The sequence below is a fragment of the Xanthomonas sp. F4 genome (assembly GCF_011761895.1).
The window spans coordinates 651,691-674,283 of sequence record NZ_JAASQX010000002.1; the positions used below are offsets into that span (position 1 = coordinate 651,691).

A 22,593-nucleotide genomic window follows, 5' to 3' on the forward strand; every position below is an offset into this window, starting at 1 on the left:
CATGAAGACCCCTGCCCTGATCCGTTTCGCCCTGACCGCCATCGTGGTGCTGGTCGCCGCCCTGCTGGCGCATGCGCTGTGGCGCCACTACATGCTCTCGCCCTGGACCCGCGACGGCCGCGTGCGCGCAGAAGTCGTACGCATCGCACCCGACGTCTCCGGCCTGGTGGATGCGGTGGCGGTGCGCGACAACCAGCACGTCAAGCGTGGCGACCTGTTGTTCAGCGTGGACCGCAAGCGCTATGAGCTGGCCCTGGAAAAGGCCCGCGCCAACCTCGCGGTCGCGCAGGCGCAGGCGCGTGCGGCCGGCGCCAGCCTGTCGGCGGCGGCCGCCACTCAGGCGGCCAGCGAGGCGGAGTTCCAGATGCGCCGCGCCCAGGCCGAACGGCGCGCACGCGCCGCCGCGGTGATCTCCGCCGAGGCGCGCTCGGACGCCGAAGCCACCGCACGTTCGGCCCAGGCCGACGTGCACCGCAGCGCGGCGCTGCGCGGCCAGGCCACCGCGGCGCAGGCGCAGGCGGTGGCATCGGTGGAACAGGCGCAGGCCGCGCTCGATCTGGCCGAGCTGGATCTGCAGCGCACCCAGGTCCGTGCCACCGCCGACGGCTACATCACCAATCTGGAGGTGCGCGTGGGCGATTACGCACAGGCCGGTGGCGCCCGTCTGGCGCTGGTGCGCGACGATGCGATGTGGGTCTACGGCTACTTCGAGGAAACCAAGCTGCCGCGCGTGCATGTCGGCGACCGTGCCGACATCCGGTTGATGAGCGGCGGACTGATGCTGCACGGCCAGGTCGAGGGCATCGCCCGCGGCATCGCCGACAGCGACAACCCGACCGGCACCTCGCTGCTGGCCGACGTCAGCCCCACCTTCAACTGGATCCGCCTGGCACAGCGCGTGCCGGTGCGCATCCGCATCGATCCGGCCAGCGTGCCGCAGGGCACCCTGCTCGCGGCCGGCATGACCGCGACGGTGAGCGTGCATCCGCGGCAGGACTGATGCAGCGCCCTTGGAGCTTCTGGTAATCAAGCAAGGCTTACGTGACGCCTGGCAGCGACTTCAGCCGCAACGGGCGTTGCCGGTAACGTCCCTCGCGCGGTAGGACACGCCACTCGATCCAATGAACGCCGCGACCGCAGCGGAACAGGACGCGTTCCAGGCAGCGGGAATCGACATGCGACAACGACAGCATCCGGCAGCGGCGCGCCGGTCCGACGCAGTCCACGCCATGCTGCAAAAAAGAATGCGGGGACGTGCGGGGCCCTTCCGATTCCCGGACGCCATTCCGGGGAGCGGTGGAACCCCGCACGCCCCAGCACGGGGGATCGCGGAAGCTGCCGACCACGCTGCCGAACGGCGACAGCGTGATCGAAGGCAACCGCGAGGAGGTCCTGACTGCATTGCAAACGTCGACACGGCGGTCGACTGCGCCTGCGGTGTCTCGGGCGGACGTTGGGCGTCCGCCCGAGACGGTCACTTCTTGCTGGCTTCGCGCAACGCCGAGTAGGCGTTGAGATAGCCGGCGCCCACTTCCCAGGAAGCACGTCCCGCCATCGGCGTGGCGGTGCGCTCGATCAGGTCCTTGACCTGGTCCGGGGTCAGGTTCGGATTGGCCTCCAGCACCAGCGCCACCACACCCGCCACATGCGGCGTGGCCATCGAGGTGCCGCTCATGGTGGTGTAGAACGGCAGCTGCGCCGGCGCGATCAGCTTGGCGTCCGTCTGCGCGGCCAGCGGCGGCAACAAGCCGGTGGAGGCGCGGGTGGAGATGATGTCCACGCCCGGCGCGGTGATGCTGGGTTCGTTGATGTGGGTCCAGCTCTTGCCATCGGCGGTGGTGAAGGTATCGCGCTCGCCGGCCTTGCCGCGCGAGGAGAAGTCGGCCAGCGTACCGTCGACGTTGCCGGCGGCGACCGAGATCACCCACGGCGCCTGCGCGTACGGATTGTGGGTGTCCTCCTTCGGGCCGTCGTTGCCGGCGGCGAACACGCTGACGATGCCGCGCTTGTACAGCTCGTAGGTGGCGACGTTGACCGGATCGGCCGGATCGAACTTGCCGGACGTGCCCCAGGAGTTGCTGACGACGCGGATCGGATCCTTGAAGCTGTTCTGGTGCGCCGCCGCGTAGTCCAGGCCGCCCACCGCGTCCAGGATCAGCAGCACGCCACTGGAGCCGTAGCCGACCAGGCTGGCGCCGGTCGCCACGCCGCGGTACTTGCCGCCGGACTGCGCGCCATTGCCGCCGACCGTGCCGGCGCAGTGGGTACCGTGGCCGGAGCCGGCGTCGGTGTTCGGCACGCCTTCCAGGTAGGTGACCGGCAGCATCGAATTCAGATTGTGCAGGTTGGTGTTGGCCAGCACGTTCTGCACCACGCGGTCGCCATAGGCCAGGTCGCGGTGGGTGGCGTCGATGCCCGAGTCGTTGATCAGCACGCCGACACCGCGGCCGGTGTACGGCACGGTGCGGCCGAAGTCGCCCGGATTGCTCTGCGCGCGGTCGACCCCGGTGGCCTGGCGCGCGTCCTGGTTGAAGTAGCGCAGCGGCGCGTTGTAGTAGATCGAGGCGACGTCGTCGCGCTCGGCCAGCGCCAGGATCTCTTCGGGCGTGGCCAGCGCACCGGCGATCGGCAGGGTCTGCATGCTGACGCCGCGGGTGATGCCCAGGTCGTGCAACACGGTCAGCTGCGCCGCCGAGACCGGCTTGGACTGCTTGTAGGTGATGACGATCTGCAGCTCGTCGGTCAGCGGCGTGCTGACCAGCTTGGACTCCAGCAGGCTGTCCAGATGCGCGGCGGCTTCGGCCTTGCCACCAGCGAAGATACCGCTGGCGAGAACGGCGCAAATGCCGATGGCGAGTGCGGGACGACGGATGGGCATCTGGGATCTCCGGTTGGTGGCCCGGGACGGGCGGGTGACTGCAGCCTGACGCGGCGGCGCAGCGACGCCTATCCGGGATCGCCCCTAGCGGACGTGGGTGAAAACACCCAGGGCCGCGTGCATCGCCCGTACGGATGGGTATGATCGGATCGTAGGCCGCTGCCTCGCCGCGTCGTCGGGCGAAACGCGGGGTGCGGTGCGCGGTGCCGGCACATGCAACAGGGGGTTTCAGATGCACATGATGTTCGCAAGGGTTTGCCTGCTGTTCTGCGCCATGGCGGCGTCCAGCGGGCTCGCCGCACAACCGCTGCCGGTGCAGGTCGACGTGAGCGGCAATGTGGCGACGGCGACGATCGGCACCGGGCCGTATCCGCTGGCGGAGCTGACGCTGGAATTCGACGACGTCAACGACCTCAACCCGGGCAGCCTGGGCCTGAGCGCGCAACTGCTGACCCCGGCCCAGGTCGCGGCGCTGCTGCCGCGACTGCCCAGCACGCAAGCTAGCCAGGTGCCATCGCAGTTGCCGCTGCTGGTCACGGTGACGCCGCCGCCGAGCGGCGGCCTGGCGTTCCGGCGGCTCGTGCATGTGGAACTGCACACGCACGCGCTGGCCTACACCGCCGACAGCAACCTGCGTCTGTTCAAGGCCCCGGAAGGCGGCGATTTCCGCGACATCACCGACGACATCGCCCCCGGCAGCGTCCGTGCCCGCGGCACCACCGGCGGCTTCTCGCAGTTCATCGTGATCCACGATCTGCGCCCGACCGCCACCGTGGTGGCCGCCAAGCTGAGCCGCCTGCAGGCCTTGGTGGCGCAGCTGCCGGCCAGCGAGGCGGCGCCGCTGGCAGCCATGCTGAGCAGCGTGCAGAGCGCTCTGGCCAATGCCGACTACACCACCGCCACGGTGGCGCTGGACGGGTTCCGCGAGCAGGTGTCGGCGCGCGCCGGCCACGGCATCGCGCAGACCTGGAATGCCGGCATGAGCGAAGGCAACCCCGCCGGCGAACTGCTGGCCGGCGCGGCGACGCTGCGCTTCTCCATCGACTACCAACGTCTCTACGCGCCTTGAGCACTGCTGGACCGGTCACCCGCACCGCGATCGAGGACACCCCGCGATGCCCGCGCGCCTGACCGCCTACCTGCCCGACGCGCCGGCGCCGACGCTGCTGCTCGCCGCCGGGCAGACGCTGGCGATCGGCCGCGCGGCGGACAACGCGCTGGCACTGGAACATCCCTCGGTGTCGCGCTGGCACGCCCGGCTGCAGCCGCAGGCCGACGGCCACTGGCAGTTGCACGACCTGGGCAGCAAGAACGGCAGCTTCCGCGATGGCGTGCGCGTGGCTGCGCCGATCGCGCTGGAGACCGCGACCTGGCTGCGCTTTGGCGACATCTACGCCGAGTTCGCCCCGCTCAGCCCGGCCGATGCGGAACTGGCCGAACGCCGCCAGCGCGCCCGCTGCGATCGCGCCACCGCGCTCACCCAGGGGCTCGCCCAGATCGGCGGACTCGACGATCTGCTCGGCGCCAGCCTGGACGCAGTGGTCGAACTGGCCCAGGCCGAGCGCGGCGTGCTGGTCCTGGCCGAGGCGCACGGCCAGCGCATCTCGGCCAGCCACGGCACCGGGCCGCTGCCGCTGCAGCGCGGGCTCGCCGGCAGCGAGGGTGCCCTGCAACGCGCCCTGCGCCACGGCCAGGCCACCGTGGCCCACGACGTCGGCGGCGTGCCGTGGCTGGCCGAGCGCGCCTCGGTCTGCGCCGCCGGCCTGCGCACGGTGCTGTGCCTGCCGCTGCGCGACGGCGCGCGCGTGCTCGGCGCGATCTACGCCGACAGCCGCCGCGCCGGAAGTGCCATCGGTGCGCTGGACATGCAATTGCTCGAAGCCTTCTGCGAGCGCGCCGCACTCTGGATCGCTGCGCGCCAGGCGCTGCGCGACACCGGTGCGGAACAGGGTCCTGGGCCGGCATGAGCGACGCCGCCACCGCCACCGGCCTGTACGCGCAGGAAAGCCTGACGCCGGGGGACGTGCTGGCCGGCCGCTTCCGCATCGAGCGCCTGCTCGGCATCGGCGGCATGGGTCTGGTGTACCTGGCCCACGACCAGGCGCTGGGCATCGACGTCGCGGTCAAGCTGCTGCGCCCGGAACTGGCGCAGCGGCCGCAGGCCTTCGCCCGCTTCCGCCAGGAACTGCTGCTGGCGCGGCAGGTATCCAGTCCGCACGTGGTGCGGATCCACGACCTAGCCGAACACGCCGGGCGCTGGCTGATCAGCATGGACTACGTCGACGGCGAGTCGCTGGAGGCGCGGCTGCAGCGCGAGGAACGGCTGGACGTCGACACCGCCTTGCGCATCGCCGGCGACATCGCCCGCGGCCTGCAGGCGGCGCATGCGCGCGGCGTCGTGCACCGCGACCTCAAGCCGGCCAACATCCTGCTGCAACGCGGCGGCGATGCGCTGATCAGCGACTTCGGCGTGGCCTGCTCGATGGCCAGCAGCGGTCTGGGCGCTACTCTGGGCAACGTCATCGGCACGCCCGCCTACCTGTCGCCGGAACAGGCGCGCGGCGATGCGCTCGACCCGCGCAGCGACCTCTACGCCCTGGGCCTGATCCTGTACGAAATGCTCGCCGGGCAGGTGCCGTTCGCCGGCGGGACCCTGTCCGAGACCCTGGCCCAGCGCATGCTGCGCGAGCCGCCGCCGGTGGACCGGCTGCGCGCGGACGTGCCGGGCTGGCTGGTGCGGCTGCTGCAGCGGCTGCTGCGCCCGCAGCCGCGCGACCGCTTGCAGCACGCTGGCGAAGTCATCGTGGCGATCGAGCGCCGGCAACTGCCGCGCGATCGTCGGCGCTGGCGCCGGGTCGGCCTGGGCCTGGCCGCGACGCTCGCCGGTGTTGCCCTGCTTGGCGTCGGCGCCTGGCAGTGGCAGGCGCAACGCGCCAGCGCCCCGCCGCCGGTGGTCGCCGCGCAACCGCTGCCGCGCCTGCTGGTCTTGCCGCTGGCCGGGGAGCCGGGCAACGCCGAACAACGCCTGGCGCTCGGTGCGTGGCTGCGCGGCAGCCTCGGCGAAACGCTGACCGTGGTCGACGACGCACGCACCCGGCAGGCGCTGCGCCAGTACGACCCCACCGGCCAGGCGCCGCTGGACGTGGCGGCGCTGCGCCGGCTCGCCTCCGCGCAACGCGTGCTGCAGCCGAGCCTGCAACGCCAGGGTGCCGGCTGGCGCCTGCAGGCGCTGCTGCATCCGGCCAGCGGCGCGGCGCAACGCCTCGACGGACCGGTCGCCACCGATCCGGCCGCGGCCTACGCGGCCTGGTTGCCGATCGCGTCCAGGGCCCTGCTCGGCGAGGGCGCCACCCTGCCCGACGACCTGCCGGCACCCGCCGCGCTGCAGGCGTATGCGCGCGGCCTGGCGGCGCAGCAACGCGACGACAGCGCGCAGGCGCTGCAGCAGTTCGCCTCGGCCAGCGCGCAGGCGCCGCAGTCCGCGCCGTTGCGCCTGGCCGAGGTGGTCGCGGCGCAGGCCATCGGCGAAGAACAGAAAGCGCGTGAAGCCTTGAGCGCGCGCGCGCCCACGGCGACGGCGCGGCCGCACACCCTGGCGATGCTGGAAGCGCTGCGCCTGGAAGCCGAAGACGATCTCGCCGCCGCCGACCGCACCTGGCAGGCGCTGGCCACGGCCCGGCCCGACGACAGCGTGGTGCAACTGCAGTTCGCGCGGGTCCAGGCGCAGGCCGGCCATCTGGACGCGGCGCGCGATCGTCTGCGCGCGTTGTCGCAGCGCGATCCCGACGATCCGCGGCTATGGCTGGCGCTGGGCAAGCTGGCGATCCTCAGCGGCAACGCCGCCACCGCGGTGGACGACGACCTGCTGCGCGCACAGTTGTTGTTCCGCCGCGGACGCGACCTCTATGGCGAGGCGGAAACGGTGAACGCACTGGGCGTGGGCTACGGTCGGCTCGGCCTGGCCCAGCAGGCGCAGGCGCAGTACCTGCGCGCCGTGGAGCTGCGTCGCCAGGTCGGCAATCGCCGTGGCGTCGCCACCAGCCTGCGCAACCTGGCCGGCACGCTCAGCATCGGCGGTGCCTTCGCCGAGGCCGAACAGCAGCTGCGCCAGGCGCAGGCGCTGTACGTCGAACTGGGCGACCGCGACGGCCAGGCCGCCGCCGCCAACGAACTCGGTCTGCTGGCCGAAGAGCGCGGCGACTACCCGCAGGCGCTGCAGGCGTTCCGCGGCGCGCTGACCGCCTGGCGCGCGCTCGGCGACGCGCACGGAGTCGCCGAGACGCTCAACAACATCGGCTTCGCGCATTTCCAGTTGGGCGACCTGGACAGCGCGCAGGCGTTCTGGGAACAGGCCGCGCGCGCCTATGCCGATCTCAACGACGCCACCGGCCGGGTGCGCACCGCGCAGAACCTCGGCCTGCTGGCCACCGCGCGCGGCCAGTGGGCGCAGGCGCAGACCCTGCTGACCCAGGCGCTGCGCGAGGCCGAGCGCCACCAGATGCTCGAGGAGGTGGCGGTGAGCCGGCGCAACCTGGCCGAACTGGCGTTCTGGCAGGGGCAGCGCGACGTGGCGCTGACCGAACTGGACCAGGCGCAGCGGCTGTTCCAGCAGAGCCGCGACCAGCGCGGCCAGACCGACATCGCCCTGCTGCGCGCGCAACTGTGGCTGGCGCTGGACGACCCGGCGCAGGCGCGGCTGGCGCTGCAGCAGGTGCAGCGCCAGGCCGCCGCCTCGGTGTCCAGCGAACAGCGCGCCGGTGCGGCGCTGCTGCAGGCGCAACTGGCCGAACGCGACGGCGACGACGCCGCGGCCGCCGCCGCGCTGCGCCAGGCCGAGGCACTGGCGCGCGCCAGCGGCACCCGCCTGCTGCAACTGCAGGTGCGGGTGCAGGCGGCGCACGACGAACCCGCCCTGGCCGCGCTGGAAGCCGATGTCGCCCGCCTGGGCAACGCCGGGCTGCGCCTGCGCTACCTGCAGCAGGCGCTGCGTTACGGGGCGGCCGACCAGGTGGCGGCGCGCTACGCACAGCTGCAGACCCTGCTGCTGCGCGGCAGCCCGCTGTTCGCCGTCGCCCTGCACACGCAGGCCGCGCAGCGCCTGGACGCGCTCGGCGAGCACGCCGCCGCGCAACGCGCCCGCCGCGCCGCGGCGCAGGCCGCCGGCGATGCCGATGTCGCAAGCGCACGGAGCACGCCATGAGCGACGCCACTGCCACCGCTGCCGAACGCTACCGCCTGCTGCTGCAGCGCCTGGAAGCGAACGAGCGCGAGTTCCGCCGGCTCGGCCGCGCCGTGGTCAAGGTCCAGGAGGACGAGCGCCGGCGCCTGGCGCGCGAACTGCACGACGGCGTCGGCCAGAACCTCACCGTGCTCAAGCACCGGCTGGCGCAGTTGGGTGCGGCGCTCGGCACAGCCGACGCTGCGCTGCGCGCGCCGCTGGAGGAGGCCATCCATCTGTGCACGCAGGCGCTGGAAGACACCCGGCAGATGTCGCGCTTGCTGCGACCACCGATTCTCGACGACCTGGGGCTGGAGGCGGCCTTGGGCTGGCTGGGCCGCAGCCAGTCCGCCGCCGGTGCCACCCCGGTCACGGTCGAGATCGGCCCGCTGCCGGCGCTGGACGAAGCGCTGCAGACCCTGCTGTTCCGCAGCGCACAGGAGGCGCTGACCAATGCGCTCAAGCACGCCGGGGCGCAGTCGGTGCTGCTGCGACTGGTCGCGCGCGAGGGCTGGGCGCATCTGCAGGTGCTGGACGACGGCCGCGGCTGCGACCCGCAGCAGGCGCTGGCCGCCGGCGGCAGCGGCCTCAGCGGCCTGCGCGAACGACTGCGCCTGAGCGGCGGCAGCCTGCGCCTGCAGTCGTCCCCGGGCGAGGGCTGCTGCGTGCAGATCCGGGTGCCGCTGGAGACCGATTGAACGTGATCGCCCTGCCCCGCCCCGACACCCGCGCGGCGCTGCACACGCCGCGAGATCCCGCCTGTCAGCGCGATTGGAGCGCACCGGCATGAGCGCGCCGATCCGGGTCCTCATCGCCGACGACCACACCCTGGTGCGCGAAAGCCTGGTCGCCGTGCTCGACGCGATCGACGGCATCCAGGTGGTGGCACAGGCCGCCGACGGCATCGAGGCGCTGGCCAAGGCCGAGGCGACCAGCCCGGACGTGGCGATCGTGGACATCTCGATGCCGCGGCTCAACGGCATCGACGTGGTCCGACGATTGTGCGAGACCGTGCCGCTGGCGCGGATCCTGGTGCTGACCATGCACGAGGAACACGAGTATGTGCTGCACGCCGTGCGCGCCGGCGCCTCCGGCTACCTGCTCAAGGACAGCGCCAGCGCCGACCTGATCGCCGCGGTGCGCAACCTGCATGCCGGCCGCGGCCACTTCTCGCCGCAGGCCGCGCAGGCGCTGGTGACACAGATGCAGCAGCCGCAAGCGCTGCCGCCCGATCCCTACCGCAGCCTGACCGCACGCGAACGCGAGGTGTTCCACCTGATCGTGGAAGGCCGCACCACCAAGGAGATCGCGCGGGTGCTGCAGATCAGCGTCAAGACCGCCGAGAACCACCGCTTCCGCGTGCTCAACAAGCTGGGCATGCGCAATACCGCCGAACTGGTGCGCTACGCGGTCCGCCACGGCCTGCTCGACTGAACAGCACCGCGCGGCGGTTCGTTCGGAGCCGGCTACGCTTACTCCATACGCCATAGTATCCTGGGGACCTCGGCCGCACCGCGGCCCTCGTCACGAGCGATCGCATGAGCACCTATCAAGCCCCGTTGACCGATCTCCGCTTCGCGCTGCACAACGTGCTGCAGGTGGAGGCGCTGTTCGCCCGCCTCGGCCATGCAGAGGCCAACGCCGAACTGATCGATGCGGTGCTGGAGGAAGCGGCGCGCTTCACCGGCACCGTGCTGGCGCCGCTGAACCGGGTCGGCGACGAGCACGGCTGCACCCTGGACAAGGCCACCGGCGCGGTGACCACCGCGCCCGGCTTCCGCGAGGCCTACCGGCAGTTCGCCGAGGGCGGCTGGACCGGGCTGACCGCCGCCGCCGAGTTCGGCGGCCAGGGCCTGCCGCACACCCTGGGCGTGCCGCTCAACGAGATGGTCAACGCCGCCAACCTGGCCTGGGGCAACTTCCCGCTGCTGTCGCACGGCGCGGTCGAAGCGCTCAAACAGCACGGCGAGGCCTGGCAGCAGGAGGTGTTCCTGAAGCCGCTGGTGGACGGCCGCTGGACCGGCACCATGTGCCTGACCGAGCCGCATTGCGGCACCGACCTGGGCCTGCTCAAGACCCGCGCCGAACCCAACGCCGACGGCAGTTGGTCGGTCAGCGGCACCAAGATCTTCATCACCGCCGGCGAGCACGACTTCACCGACAACATCGTGCACCTGGTGCTGGCGCGGCTGCCGGACGCGCCGGCCGGCGCCAAGGGCATCTCGCTGCTGGTGGTGCCGAAGTTCAAGGTCGCCCGCGACGGCAGCGTCGGCGAGCGCAACGCGCTGCGCTGCGGCTCGCTGGAGCACAAGATGGGCATCCACGGCTCGGCCACCTGCGTGATGAACTTCGACGGCGCCCAGGGCTATCTGGTCGGGCAGCCGCACAAGGGCCTGCAGGCCATGTTCACCATGATGAACACCGCGCGCCTGGGTGTCGGCCTGCAGGGCATCGGCCTGTCCGAGCGCGCCTACCAGAACGCGCTGCACTACGCCCGCGAGCGCCTGCAGTCGCGTTCGTTGAGCGGCGCCAAGCTGCCGGAGAAGCCGGCCGACCCGATCCTGGTGCACCCGGACGTGCGGCGCATGCTGCTGACGGTGAAGGCGCTGACCGAAGGCAGCCGCCTGCTGGCGCTGCACGCCGCGACCCTGATCGACATCGCGCACAGCGCGCAGGATCCGGCCGAACGCGAGCAGGCCGACGTGCTGGTCAGCTTCCTCACCCCGATCTCCAAGGCCTGCCAGACCGAGTGGGCAGTGGAGAACACCTACCACGCGCTGCAGTGCTTCGGCGGCCACGGCTACATCCACGAACACGGCATGGAGCAGTTGGCCCGCGACGCACGCATCACCACCCTCTACGAAGGCACCACCGGCATCCAGGCGCTGGACCTGATCGGCCGCAAGACCGCGTCCAGCCAGGGCGCGGGACTGAAGCTGTTCCTGGCGCAGGTCGAGGCCTTCCTGACCGAGCACGCCGACAACCCGGCGGTGGCCGAATTCGTCGCGCCGCTGCGCGAGAAGGCCGCCGAGTGGGCGGCGCTGACCAAGCGCATCCTGCAGCGCGCCGCCGGCAACCCCGAGGAACTGGGCGCGGCCAGCTACGACTACGTGTTCTATTCCGGCTACGTGGTGCTGGCCTACTGGTGGGCGCGCAGCGTCGCCGCGGCCGAGGCCTCGACGCACGGCGAGGCGTTCAAGCAGTCCAAGCGCGAGACCGCCCGCTTCTACTACGCCCGCCTGCTGCCGCGCACGCTGACCCACGCCGCGGCCATCGACAGCGGCGCCGAGCCGCTGATGGCGCTGGCCGACGCGCAGTTCTGAGTCCGCGCACGCAGCCCCGGCACGCCCGCCGTGCCGGGACTGCATGGCCCGCCGCGGCCGATACACAAACCGTCACCAATCGGGTATAAGCTGTTTTCCCGATGGAGACAGACACAACAACGCTTGGTCTGATCGATACCGGGGCCTGCGGCACTTCGGTCGCGGTCCCGTCGCCTGCGGCGTCCCCTTCCCACCTGCCTTCGGTCCGGCTGCTGTCGCTGGACGCGCACGGCCGCGTGCTGGACTGGATCAACTGGCAGGACGCCGCCTGCCTGTACGCGCGCGGCGCGGTCGCCTGGACCCTCGGCGAGCCGTGCCTGCACATCCATGGCGGCATCAGCCGCGCCAGTGGCGAGCGCAGCGTGCTGGAGTTGCACCCGATCATCGCCGCGCGCGGCCACGCGCATGCGCGTGCGCTCGACCCCACCCCGACCCTGACCAATACCGCGCTGTTCGCCCGCGATGCGCAGCTGTGCCTGTACTGCGGCCAGCAGTTCAGCCGCCCGCAGCTGACCCGCGATCACGTGCTGCCGGTGTCCAAGGGCGGCCGCGACATCTGGGAGAACGTGGTCACCGCGTGCTTCCACTGCAATTCGCGCAAGGGCAACCGCACCCCGCAGCAGGCCTCGATGCCGCTGCTGGCGGTGCCGTACCGGCCGAGCTGGATCGAGCACCTGATCCTGTCCAACCGCAACATCCTGGCCGACCAGATGTCGTTCCTGAAGGCGCAGTTGCCGAAGCGCTCGAAGCTGTCGCGCTAGCCGCATCACATCATCTTCATGGGGCTGCGACGGATTGCCGCACCCGTGCCGAAACAGGCCATGCGCGCGCCCGCGACTGAACGGGTTGATTGCGTGTGCCCGGAATGGAGAGGAAAATGACAGGTCCGCTGAACCTCCATCCCGATGATCGACCCCACCCGCTATCCGCGCCTCTCGCGCATCCAGGTCCCCGCCGAACTGCGCCGCTTCGATGAAACGGAGCTGCCGGCCATCGCCGAGGAACTGCGTGCCTTTCTGATCGAGTGCGTCGGCAAGAGCGGCGGCCATTTCGGCGCCGGGCTGGGCGTGATCGAACTCACCGTCGCCCTGCACTACCTCTACGACACGCCGGTCGACCAACTGGTGTGGGATGTCGGCCACCAGACCTATCCGCACAAGATCCTCACCGGGCGCCGCGACCGCATTCACACCGTCAAGCAGGCCGACGGCGTGGCGCCGTTCCCCAAGCGCGAGGAGAGCGAGTACGACACCTTCGGCGTCGGCCATTCCTCCACCTCGATCTCGGCTGCGCTGGGCATGGCGATGGCGCTGCAGCGCATGGGCGACGAGCGCAAGGTGGTGGCGGTGATCGGCGACGGCGCGATGACCGCGGGCATGGCCTACGAGGCGCTGAACCACGCCGGCGGCATGGACCCGGAACCGAACCTGCTGGTGATCCTCAACGACAACCGCATGTCGATCTCCGAGGCGGTCGGCGGCGTCACCAAGATGCTGGGGCGGATGAGCGGCAGCAAGACCCTCAACGCCATCCGCGAGGGCGGCAAGAAGATCCTCGGCGACAAGAAGAGCAACCCCACCGCGCGCTTCGTGCGGCGCTGGGAAGAGCACTGGAAGGGCATGTTCGTGCCGTCCACGCTATTCGAGGAAATGGGCTTCCACTACACCGGCCCGATCGACGGCCACGACCTGCCGGCGCTGCTCGGCGCGCTGAAGACGCTCAAGACCCTCAAGGGTCCGCAGCTGCTGCACGTCATCACCACCAAGGGCAAGGGCTACGAACTGGCCGAGGGCGACCAGATCGGCTACCACGCGGTCGGTCCGTTCGACCCCAGCAAGGGCCTGGTGGCCAAGCCGGGCGCCAAGGCCCCGACCTACACCGACGTGTTCGGCGATTGGATCTGCGACATGGCCGCGGCCGAGCCGGCGCTGCTGGCGATCACCCCGGCGATGCGCGAGGGTTCGGGCCTGGTGCGCTTCAGCAAGGAGTACCCGCAGCGCTACTTCGACGTGGCCATCGCCGAGCAGCATGCGGTGACCCTGGCCGCGGGCATGGCCGTGCACGGCGCCAAGCCCGTCGTGGCGATCTACTCCACCTTCCTGCAGCGCGGTTACGACCAGCTGGTGCACGACGTGGCGGTGCAGCAGCTCGACGTGCTGTTCGCGATCGACCGCGGCGGCGTGGTCGGCCCGGACGGCGCCACCCATGCCGGCAACCTGGACCTGAGTTTCCTGCGCTGCGTGCCGCACCTGGTGGTGATGGCACCGGCCGACGAAGCCGAGTGCCGGCAACTGCTCAGCACCGGCCTGCGCCATGCCGGCCCCGCCGCGGTGCGCTACCCGCGCGGCACCGGTCCCGGGATCGCCCCCGGAACCACGCTGGAACCCTTGCCGATCGGCAAGGCGCAGCTGCGCGCGCAGGGCCACACGGTGGCGCTGCTGGCGTTCGGCGCGACCCTGGCCGCGGCCGAACAGGTCGGCCGCGAACTCGGCCTGAGCGTGGTCAACATGCGCTTCGTCAAGCCGCTGGACCGCGCCTTGCTGCTGGAACTTGCGCAGAGCCACGAGGGCTTCGTGACCATCGAGGACAACGTGGTGGCCGGCGGCGCCGGCTCCGGCGTGGCCGAGCTGTTCAACGCCGAAGGCGTGCTGCGCCCGGTGCTGCACCTGGGCCTGCCCGACGCGTTCCAGCACCACGCCAGCCGCGAGCAACTGCTGGCCGAAGCCGGCATCGACGCCGCCGGCATCCGCGCCGCAGTGCTGAAGCGCTGGCCGCAACTGGCCACCAGCGCCAGCGCACCGCGCACTGCGGCGGGCTGACTACCGCAGTCGGCGGGTACGGCATGGCCTCAGCGCATGCCGTGCCTGATGGCTTGCGCCACCGCGCGTGCATCTACATTCCGGACGCGCACAGAGGCCGCTCCGCGTGGGACACGGCCCCCAGCGCACGCCCTAAGGCGCGATCACCTCGTCGCCGCGGGCACGCAGCCGGTCCAGCGGCCCGCCAGGCTCCTGCAGGGTCTGCATCGGCAACGCCGCGAAGCTGGAGCGGTTCTGCGCCAGCGCCCGCTCGGCCGCCTGCAGCCAGGCCGCCTGCGCCCGCTTGCGCACATCGCCCAGGCCCAGCTTGCGCGCGATCGCCGCTTCGCCGACCGCATCGAGGCAGACCCGGTACTGATCGTTGGCGGGCAACGTGGTCAGCGTCTCCAGATCGCCTTCGGACCAGGCGTTGGCGCGCTGGCGCATCGTCGCCAGGTCGCGATCGATGACCTGCAGGGTGCGCGCGAAGCAGGTGCTGTCGTTCAAGGTCGTCGCCCGGAATTCCTGCAGCGCGCGCTTGGCGTCGGGCACCTGGACCTCCACGACCACCGGCACGATCGGCACCTTGGCGCGCTTGGCCGCACGCTCGATCACCGGTTGCACGACGCTGCCCAGGCTCAGGCCAGATGTGCGCATCGCCGCCTCGTACAGTTCCTGCGCGGCGAACACTGGACGCCAGCGTTCCACGCTGCTGTCGCGGCCCAGGTAACGCGCCTTCAACGGCAGCCAGCGTGCATAGAGCTCGGGCGGAAGCACCTGTTGCAGGGTGCGGTCGTCGGGATTGCGCCGCGCCTTGAGCAAGGACGGCAGCAGCAACAGGCTGCGGAACATGCCAAGGCCCGAGTCCAGGGTGAGGGTCGGCGACGCGATCACCTGTTGCGATTGGGCGATCACCCGCTCCACCTCGCCCGATTCCCACTGCATGCGCCTGGGCAGCGGCGAGACCGTGCCGAGGATCCACAGCACGTGGTCGCCGCGGCGGACCTGCCAGAGTCCGGGTCCGGGCTGGCGCCCGCTCACCAGCACCGCGTCCAGGTCGACCACCGGTGGACTGGTTGGCGCTGACGACGGTGCCGATGCCGCAGTCTGCGCCTGCGCCGCGGGCACACCGACCGGCACCAGCAGCGCGGCCACCAGGCACAGCAGCGCCCGCAACCGGCGCGCAACGCGTTCTTGTCTGGTCGTCGCGTGCAGTCCGCGTGCCCTGCTCCACCCCAGCCGCGGAGGCATGACTACCCGTCCAGTCTGGGCAGATGCGCGGCCAGCGGGTCGCTGTCTTCCAGCAATTCGAAGCGCTCCCAGAGAAAGCCCGGCGCCACCACGCAGCGCACCAGGCAATAGTCGGCCAGCGGACGCGCCGCCTGCCAGGTGCCGGCCGCAATCACCACCGAGGGCATGCCGCCGCGCTCGCTGGCATCCAGGCGGTAGCGCTGCAGGCCGTGGTGCGGGTCGAAGCCGAACAGCTCCAGCGCCCCGCCCTCTTCCCACTGCCAGGTCTCGTCGGCATCGATGCGGTGCCAGCGGCTGACCTCGCCCTGCTCCAGCAGGAAGCGGATCGCGGTACAGGCCGGGCGCAGCGTCTGCGCGTGCTGCACCATTACCGCCGAGGTATGCACGCGCGCATAGCGCCCGCCTTCCGGGTGCGGCAGCAGCGACAAGTCGCGCACCAGGGCGGCGATTCGGAAGGCGGCGGCACTGGACATGCCTCCAGTCTAATCCTGCCGCGCGGCCCCGCGCATGTCAGGCGCTGCGATCTGCGCGGCCGATGCGCGCCCCGTTCATGCCTGCGGCAGCGAGTCGCGGGCGGGCGCTGCTGCCAGCCGCCGGCCACGGCGCAGACACAGCGCGAAGAACACCAGCAGATCCCAGCTGTAGCGCTTGAGCAGGCGCCGCGGTTCGCGCAGCAGGCGGTAGATCCATTCCAGGCGCAGCCGGCGCACCCAGGCCGGCGCACGCCGGGCGGTACCGGACAGGAAGTCCAGCAGCGCGCCCACGCCGAACGCCAACGGCACCTGCAGCCGGCCGGCCTGCTGCAGCAGCCAGCGCTCCTGCAGCGGATTGCCGAAGGCCACCAGCAGCACGTCGGCGCCGCTGGCGTTGATGCGCGCGGCGAGGTCTTTGCCGGCCGCGGCGAACTCGGCGTAGCCGTCGCAGGTACCGACCACCTGCTGTCCCAGCGTCTGCCGCAAGGTCTGCGCCGCGGCCTCGGCCACGCCGGGACGGCCGCCGAGCAGGAAGAAGCGCAGCGGACGCGCGCTCTTCCGGCACAGCGCCGGAATCAGGTCGGTGCCGTTGAGGTTGCCGGCGAAGCGGCGGCCGTGCACCAGCAGCGCGCCCAGGTCCATGCCGATGCCGTCGTTGACGATGCACACGCCCGGCGCGGCCAGACGCTCGCGCAGGGCCTGGCACTGCACCACGAAGTTGGTATTGGCGAAAAACACCTGGCGGCGCTCGCCGCGTGCCAGCGCCTGCAGCAGGGTGGCGACGAAATCGGCTTCGGTGCTGCGCAGGATCGGATAGCCGCCCAGCGCGAGCACCTCGCCCGTCGCGCGCTCACCAGAGGTCATGCGGAAAACTCTCCAGCAGGCCGCGCTGCACCGCCGCCAGGTCGAACACGGTATTGCCGCCCAGCGCCACGCATTCCTCCACCGTGTGTCCGGCGTGCCAGCGACTGCGGCCGGTACCCGCGTAGTAGTCGTCGTACTTGAAACGGTCCTCGCCGTTGCCCCAGTCCAGGTATACCGAGGGCACGCCATAGGCTTCGGCCAGGATCAGCCCGTGCAAGGAACTGGACACGACCAGATCGGCGCCGAGCAGTTGCCGCACGAACGCGGCCGGCTGGCGGTTCGGCAACACCAGGTGATCCTTGTAGCCGACGTACTTGTCCAGCGGTTCGTTGAAGTGCGGTACCACCAGGAACGGCCGCCGTGCCGGCGCCGGTGCCAACGCCTCGCGCGGGAAGAACAGCGGCATCAGCAAGCCCGGGTCGCCATACACCTCCGGCACCTGCAGGCCGCGCTCGCGCAGGAACGCGCGGGTCTTGGGTCCGCGCACGGCGCGCACGTCGAGCTGGCGGAAGCTGTGGCGGTCGGCGGGGATCTTGCCGTTGACGCCGCTGCCCCACACGGTGTCGCCGTCGCGGGCGAAATGCAGCACCGAGCCGATCGCGATCAGCCGCTGGCGCTTGTCGCGCTTGTCCAGCAAGGTGCGATCGCGCTGGCCGAGCACGTTGGAGACGATGATCTTGGAAAGATGATCGCCGACGTTGATCTCGCCGTTCTTCGGCTTCCACCAGAACAGCGCCCGGCGCTCTTCGTAATCGATCCATTTTTGCAATGCGGACATCGGTCCTCCTTGGTTGCGCGGGGGATACGGCGAACACGCCGACGGCGTGTGCTCAGACCGCGCCGTCGGCGAACAGACGTGTCTCCGGATAGGCGGCCGGATCCAGCACCCGGTCGGTGGTGTCGGACCAGCTCAGGCACTGGCGATGGCGCACGTGCGGCGCCTGCAGCGCCTGCCCGATCGCGGCGACGATCGATGCCTCGTCGCCCGGGGTGTAGCCGAAGCGCGACGGATAGCGGCCGACGACGGCATGCGGGCACACCGCCGGCAGGCCGAAGAAGTCGTACTGCAGCAGCTTCATCGAACTGTCGGCCAGATACGCCGGGACCTGCTCGGAGGCGTAAGGCGCGATGCCGAAGCGCGCGTGCTTGATGTAGCGAATGGTCTCGGCATGCTTCATTTCGCCGTACACCACCACGTTGTCGCCATAGCCGGGCGCGCGGTCCATGCCCGAGCCGATGACGTGGAAGGTGACCTGCGGGAAGGCGCGGCTGGCGGCCACGAAGAACGCCGGGTCGAACAGCATCGAGCCCACCGCCACCGCATGGATGCCCTCGCCGTACGGCGACGGGTCGCCGAGCGTGTGCAGGTCGTGGTCCACGCCGTGGCCGACGTGGTACACGTTGTGGCGGCTGGCGACCTCCTCGGCCATCGCCGGCGACACCAGGGCGATCACGTCCAGGCTCGGCGCCATGCGGTCGAACTCGCGCTCGATGTAGTCGGCGACGTTGATCGTGCTCAAGCCGTCGGAGGCGCGGTACACCTTGCGTGCGGTCGGGTTGATCCGCGCCGCCAGCGCGATGAAGGCCACTGCGATGCCGCTCTCGAACACGATCACGTCGGCCTCGCGCATCCAGCGCAGCAGCGTGGCCGGCGCGCGCGCCGCGTACAGCTTGAACATCAGGTCTTCCAGCGGCCGCAGCCAGCGCCGCCGGGTGTTGAACGGATGCAGCGGCGCGCGCCACAGGTAGCAGTCCACGCCGTTGTGGCGAACCACCTGGTTGGCGCTGGCGTCCAGCGGCAGGCGCAGGTCGCCCTTGAGCCGCGACAGCAGGCTGTAGCGCAGCGAGAAGAAGCGCGTGGTGCCGCGCTTGGCCAGCTCATCGGCGATGAAGTGGATGTTGGCGCGGCGCGGCGTGCGGTAGTCGTGCGCCGACAGCACCAGGTAGCACGGCGGGCGGCCGGTGGCGGCAGCGCTCGGCGCCGACGCGGGCAGCGCCGCTGCGGAAGAATCGCTCATGCGCTCGCTCCTAGGCGGGAGGAAGGGAAAGAAAGAGGCGGCAGGCCGGCGCTCATCGCGTGCTCCGCGCCTGGCGCAGCAGCGTGCGCATCTGCACGATCGCCAGCACGTCGCGGCGGAACGCCGGCCACAGCGCGAACACCAGCAGGCACGCGATCGCCATGGCCGCCGCACCCACGATGAGTTGCAGCCACAACGACGCGCCGCCCCACTGCTGCGCGGCGAAGTAGGCGGCGACGCCGCAGACGCCGTAGCCGAGCACGGCGCGCAAGGCGTTGTTGAACAGTTCCCAGGCCGGGATCTGCGGCGCGATCCGCGCGATCCAGATCACCGACAGCGGCCACATCACCAGCAAGCCCAGCGTGTAGCCCACGGTCACGCCCATCACGCCCCACAACGAGCCGGCGAAGATGCAGGCGATCAGCATCACCCGCCCCACCACCGAGTACACCAGCTGTTGGCGCATCAGGCCCAGCGCCAGGAACACCCAGTAGGTGGCGTAGGAGGCGGTCTGGAAGATGCCGCCGAGGGTCAGCACCTGGAACAGCGGCACCGCCGGCCGCCACTGTTCGCCCAGCACCAGCACGATCAGCGGCATCGCCAGCGCACAGGCGAAGGAGAACAGCGCCACGATCAGGTGCACCATCACCGTCTGCCCGCGCAGCAGGAAGTTGCCGAAGCGCGGCGGATCGTCCTGCAGCTGCGACAGCACCGGCAGCGCCACCGAGGTGGCCGGCGCGTTGATCTGGTTCAGCGGCATCATCAGCAGCTGGAACGCGCGGTTGTACAGGCCCAGCGCCTCGGCGCCGATGCGGTGGCCGATGATCACCTGGCCGACGTTGCGGCTGGCATAGCCGAGCAACTGCGCCGCCATCAGGTTCCAGCCGAAGCTCAGGAAGGTGCGCATCGGCGCGTCGCGCCGATAGCCGCGCGGCAGCCAGCGCGCGCAGGCACCGGCGATCAGCAGGTTGACCAGCGCCTGCACCACCTGCTGCCAGACCAGCGCCCAGTAGCCGTAGCCGGCCAGCGCCACGCCGACGCCGGCCAGCAGGCCCAGCACCTGCGCGCCGACATCGCTCAGCGAGACCTGGCCGAAGCGCAGCGCACGGCTCAGGTGCGCGCGGTACTGCGTGGTCATGCCATTGAGCAGGAAGGTCACCGCCAACGCCTGGGAAATGCCGAGCAAGGCCGGCTCGCGGTAGAAGTGCGCGATCCACGCCGAGGACAGGAACACCACGATCGCCAGCAGCAGGCCGATGCCGCTGTTGATCCAGAACAGGTTGTCGCGCTGCTCGCGGCTGACGTGCTTGGCCTGGATCGCCGCCGAGGACAGGCCGAAATCGCGCAGGATCTCGGCCATGCCGACGATCGCCGTCACCATCGCCATCAGGCCGTAGTCGTAGGGCGTCAGCAGCCGCGCCAACAGAATGATGCCGCCGAACTGCACCACCATCTTGGCCAGCTGCCCGGCCATGGTCACCGCCGCACCGCCGGCCGCGCGCGCGCCCAGCCCGGGTTGCGGCGCCGCCGGCCGTGGGGTCTCGGTGCCGCTCATGCGTGCTCCCCGCGGCGCGCGGTCAACGCCTGCAGATAACTGCGGTAGTGCTGCAGACCGATCCCGTTCCAGTCGCGCCGCGACAGGTCCGGCACGGCGTCGGCCGGCAGCTGCTGCGCCTGCGCCAGGGCCTGCGCCAGCTGCGCCGCGTCCAGCTCGCCCTGGTACAGCTGCACCCACTGCGCACCGACCTCCTCGGCGATGGCGGCATTGGCCTCGCTCCACGGCGCCAGCACCGGGCGCGCCAGCGACAGTGCCAGCAGCAGGGTGCCGGAGTTGTGCATCTGTCGGTACGGCAGCACCACCAGCTCGGCCTCGCCGATCTCCTGCGCCAGCACCGCGTCTTCCACGTACTGCAGGCGTGCGCTGATCCGCGGATCCTCGGCGCAGGCCCGCTCGACTACGCCGCGGATCTGTGCGTCGATCGGATTGCCGGCGATGCGCAGGCTGAGTTGCGGATCGGGCAGCGCACGCAGCGTGGCGATCAGCGTTTCCACGCCCTTGTACGGGCGCAACAGCCCGAAATGCAGCAGACGCCCGGGGACCCGCGGCGGTTGCGGCAGCGGCGCGTACCAGTCGCGGTAGTGGCCGTGCAGGATGGTGTCGGTGGCCGGCGCGCGCGTGGGCGTGGTCGCGTTGATGCGGATCCAGCGTGCGGTCTGGCGGTCGATCCAGCCCAGCAGCAGGCGTTCACGCCAGCCCTTGTCCTCGTGCGGCGCGACGTTGTGCAGGGTGCGCACAATCGGCACCCCGGCCAGGCGCAGGCGCAACAGCAACAGGGCCACGCAGACCTGCTTGGCCAGCGTGCCGAGCGCGGTGCGATGCCGCAGCAGGTACTCCGGCCAGTGCAGGTGCAACACGTCGTAGCGCGACAGCAGTGCCGCACGCATCGAGAAGAAACGCAGCTGCACTTGCGGCGGCAGCGCCGCGTAGAGCTGGGTCAGGTAGGGATTGGTGGTCGCGGTCGGGCGTTCGGTGGACAGCAGCACGGTCACCGCCGGCGCAGCCTGCTGCGACGCGCCGTGACGCTGGCTCTCGCCGCTCATCGGCCGCCCTCCGCGCCGTCCAGCGCCAAGTCATACTCGTCCAGATAGGCGCCGACCACGCGGTCCCAGTCGTAGCGATGCGCATAGGCCATCGCCGCTTCGCGCTGCGCGGCGAAGGCCGCATCGGTGCCGCTGGCAAAAGCACGCACCGTGGCCGCGGCGGCCTGCGCATCGGCCGGATCGACCAGCACGCCTTGCCCCGACTCGCGTTGCAGACGCGCGAACGGCGGGATGTCGCTGAGGATCGGCAACAGCCCGGCGCTCATCGCTTCCACCGCAGCCAGGCCAAAGCCCTCGTGCCGCGACAGGCACACGAAGTACTGCGCGCTGCCGAGCAACTGCGCCAGCTGCGCCTGGGTCGGCGCCACCTGCAGGCGCACCCGCTGCTGCAGGCCGCGCTCGGCGATGGCCCGCTGCAGGTCGGCCACGCTGAAGTCGTATTCGCGCCCGGCCACGATCAACTGCCAGGCCGGGTCCTGTGCGGCCAGCGCGCGCACCAGGTCCAGGGTCTCCAGCAGGCCCTTGTTGACCGACCAGCGCCCGAAGTAGATCAGCGTGCGTCCTGGGGTGGCGCTGCCCTGCCCGGCAAACTTGTCCACGTCCACGCCGTTCTCGATCACCCGCAGCCGCTGCGGCGCGACCACCTGCGAGAACAGTTGGCCGTCGTTCTCGCTGGTCGCCACCACCCGCGCATAGGCGAGCGCCGAGGCGCGGGTGAGGGTCTTGAACCAGAGCATCTTCAGGCGCGAGGCGTAGGTGGTATGGAAGAAACCGCCATGGGTGGAGACGATCATCGGCACACGGTGCAGCGGCCGGGTCAGGGCCAGGAAGTCGTAGAAGAAATCGATGCCGTGCACGTGCAGCAGATCGGCGCCGCGCACCGCCGCCAGCACCGACGGCGCCAGCGGGTAGCGCGAGGAGCCGCGGTACGGCAAGCGCACGATCGGCACGCCCTGATGACTATCGCGCGGCGCCAGGCGCTGCTGCGAATCGGTGAACACCCGCTCCAGGCTCACCACCTCCACCTGGTCGCGTCCCTGCTGCAGATGGCGGCGGGCGATGTTCAGCACCACTTCCTCCATGCCGCCCACCGAGGGATGGAACTGGCGCACCACATGCACCACCTTCATGCCCGGCCTCCGTCGCGCCTGTGCGCGGTCCGCAGCGTC

General features: G+C 71.0%; 18 protein-coding genes. 9 read left to right on the forward strand and 9 right to left on the reverse strand.

Annotation, left to right across the window (positions count from 1 at the left end; translation table 11 throughout):
• Position 1: 1 nt before the first annotated feature.
• A complete protein-coding gene (locus FHR66_RS10760) occupies positions 2–1,000 on the forward strand; it encodes a biotin/lipoyl-binding protein (protein WP_160967380.1) in 999 nt (332 codons plus the stop codon).
• A 474-nt stretch (positions 1,001–1,474) separates the two neighbouring features.
• Here the strand turns inward: FHR66_RS10760 and FHR66_RS10765 are convergent, their stop codons facing one another.
• Entirely contained in the window at positions 1,475–2,878 is a 1,404-nt protein-coding gene (locus FHR66_RS10765) for a S8 family serine peptidase (protein ID WP_160967378.1), read from the reverse strand.
• 232 nt (positions 2,879–3,110) lie between these two features.
• Between FHR66_RS10765 and FHR66_RS10770 the strand changes: the two genes are divergently transcribed.
• The 8 genes from FHR66_RS10770 (at position 3,111) to dxs (ending at position 14,238) form a co-directional block, all read left to right on the forward strand.
• Positions 3,111–3,947: a DUF6689 family protein gene (locus FHR66_RS10770; protein WP_167087783.1), complete on the forward strand. Its 837-nt coding sequence runs from the start codon at positions 3,111–3,113 to the stop codon at positions 3,945–3,947.
• Positions 3,948–3,993: 46 nt separating this feature from the next.
• Positions 3,994–4,845, forward strand: coding sequence for an FHA domain-containing protein (locus FHR66_RS10775; protein ID WP_160967374.1), 852 nt, complete (start codon positions 3,994–3,996; stop codon positions 4,843–4,845).
• Positions 4,842–8,078 carry a serine/threonine-protein kinase gene (locus tag FHR66_RS10780; RefSeq protein WP_160967372.1) on the forward strand — a complete coding sequence of 1,079 codons (3,237 nt, stop codon included), beginning with the start codon at positions 4,842–4,844 and terminating at the stop codon, positions 8,076–8,078. Before FHR66_RS10775 ends, FHR66_RS10780 begins: the two co-directional genes overlap by 4 nt.
• Positions 8,075–8,794: a sensor histidine kinase gene (locus FHR66_RS10785; RefSeq protein ID WP_160967370.1), complete on the forward strand. Its 720-nt coding sequence runs from the start codon at positions 8,075–8,077 to the stop codon at positions 8,792–8,794. The genes FHR66_RS10780 and FHR66_RS10785 overlap by 4 nt, the downstream gene beginning before the upstream one ends.
• Before the next feature lie 88 nt (positions 8,795–8,882).
• A complete protein-coding gene (locus FHR66_RS10790) occupies positions 8,883–9,530 on the forward strand; it encodes a response regulator (RefSeq protein WP_167087785.1) in 648 nt (215 codons plus the stop codon).
• A 104-nt stretch (positions 9,531–9,634) separates the two neighbouring features.
• Positions 9,635–11,419, forward strand: coding sequence for an acyl-CoA dehydrogenase C-terminal domain-containing protein (locus tag FHR66_RS10795; protein WP_167087787.1), 1,785 nt, complete (start codon positions 9,635–9,637; stop codon positions 11,417–11,419).
• 101 nt (positions 11,420–11,520) lie between these two features.
• Positions 11,521–12,180: an HNH endonuclease gene (locus tag FHR66_RS10800; protein ID WP_202394680.1), complete on the forward strand. Its 660-nt coding sequence runs from the start codon at positions 11,521–11,523 to the stop codon at positions 12,178–12,180.
• A 144-nt stretch (positions 12,181–12,324) separates the two neighbouring features.
• Positions 12,325–14,238, forward strand: a complete 1,914-nt coding sequence (dxs, locus tag FHR66_RS10805) for a 1-deoxy-D-xylulose-5-phosphate synthase (protein ID WP_160967362.1) — start codon at positions 12,325–12,327, stop codon at positions 14,236–14,238.
• A 132-nt stretch (positions 14,239–14,370) separates the two neighbouring features.
• On the opposite strand, the gene FHR66_RS10810 is transcribed toward dxs, so the two are convergent.
• The 8 genes from FHR66_RS10810 to FHR66_RS10845 all read right to left on the reverse strand — a co-directional run bounded on the left by FHR66_RS10810 (position 14,371) and on the right by FHR66_RS10845 (position 22,554).
• Positions 14,371–15,393, reverse strand: coding sequence for a TraB/GumN family protein (locus tag FHR66_RS10810; RefSeq protein WP_237475327.1), 1,023 nt, complete (start codon positions 15,391–15,393; stop codon positions 14,371–14,373).
• Between the two features lie 77 nt (positions 15,394–15,470).
• Positions 15,471–15,941, reverse strand: a complete 471-nt coding sequence (locus FHR66_RS10815; RefSeq protein WP_160967358.1) for a cupin domain-containing protein — start codon at positions 15,939–15,941, stop codon at positions 15,471–15,473.
• 75 nt (positions 15,942–16,016) lie between these two features.
• Positions 16,017–16,805 (reverse strand): WecB/TagA/CpsF family glycosyltransferase, encoded by a 789-nt coding sequence (locus tag FHR66_RS10820; protein WP_160967356.1) that lies wholly within the window; start codon positions 16,803–16,805, stop codon positions 16,017–16,019.
• Complete coding sequence (locus FHR66_RS10825; protein ID WP_160967354.1) at positions 16,792–17,583, reverse strand: polysaccharide pyruvyl transferase family protein; 792 nt, start codon at positions 17,581–17,583, stop codon at positions 16,792–16,794. Before FHR66_RS10825 ends, FHR66_RS10820 begins: the two co-directional genes overlap by 14 nt.
• A gap of 52 nt (positions 17,584–17,635) precedes the next feature.
• Complete coding sequence (locus FHR66_RS10830; protein ID WP_160967352.1) at positions 17,636–18,823, reverse strand: glycosyltransferase; 1,188 nt, start codon at positions 18,821–18,823, stop codon at positions 17,636–17,638.
• 52 nt (positions 18,824–18,875) lie between these two features.
• Positions 18,876–20,378, reverse strand: a complete 1,503-nt coding sequence (locus FHR66_RS10835; RefSeq protein ID WP_160967351.1) for a lipopolysaccharide biosynthesis protein — start codon at positions 20,376–20,378, stop codon at positions 18,876–18,878.
• Positions 20,375–21,424 (reverse strand): glycosyltransferase, encoded by a 1,050-nt coding sequence (locus tag FHR66_RS10840; protein ID WP_160967349.1) that lies wholly within the window; start codon positions 21,422–21,424, stop codon positions 20,375–20,377. Before FHR66_RS10840 ends, FHR66_RS10835 begins: the two co-directional genes overlap by 4 nt.
• Positions 21,421–22,554 (reverse strand): glycosyltransferase family 4 protein, encoded by a 1,134-nt coding sequence (locus tag FHR66_RS10845; protein WP_160967347.1) that lies wholly within the window; start codon positions 22,552–22,554, stop codon positions 21,421–21,423. Before FHR66_RS10845 ends, FHR66_RS10840 begins: the two co-directional genes overlap by 4 nt.
• Between the last annotated feature and the right edge of the window lie 39 nt (positions 22,555–22,593).